Source organism: Streptomyces sp. NRRL S-495, assembly GCF_000966955.1.
GTDB classification, from domain to species: Bacteria; Actinomycetota; Actinomycetes; order Streptomycetales; family Streptomycetaceae; genus Kitasatospora; species Kitasatospora purpeofusca.
This window is the reverse complement of the sequence record NZ_JZWY01000396.1, coordinates 1-393: the sequence shown is the minus strand read 5'-3', so window position 1 is coordinate 393 and position 393 is coordinate 1. Positions and strand designations below refer to the sequence as shown.

Below are 393 nucleotides of genomic sequence, written 5' to 3'. Positions count from 1 at the left end.
GCCGGTACGGAGTCGGGTGGTGCGGGGCGGGTGCGGTGGGCGGACTTCGACGGTGACGGCCGTGCGGACTACGTCGTTCTCAACGACAACGGTTCGGTGCGGGTGTTCCTGAACAAGGGCGGTGACGGGCACGGGGGTTGGAGCGACCTGGGCCAGGTGTCCACCGGGATGACCTCCGACCGCGCCCGGGTGCGTCTGGCGGACTACGACGGTGACGGGCGCGCGGACTACCTGTTGATCAACGCCAACGGGTCGGTGCGGGTGTTCCTGAACAAGGGCGGTGACGGGGGGCGCGGCGGTTGGAGCGACCTGGGCCAGGTCGCCACCGGCCTGACCGCGGACCCCTCGCAGGTGACGTTCGCGGACTTCGACGGCGACGGGCGCACCGACTAC

At 71.0% G+C, this 393-nt stretch carries 1 protein-coding gene; it reads left to right on the top strand.

Going from position 1 to position 393, the window contains the following annotated elements; translation table 11 throughout:
• Positions 1–30: 30 nt before the first annotated feature.
• A partial coding sequence (locus tag VR45_RS21045) for a VCBS repeat-containing protein (protein ID WP_234326057.1) occupies positions 31–393 on the top strand: 363 nt, incomplete at its 3' end.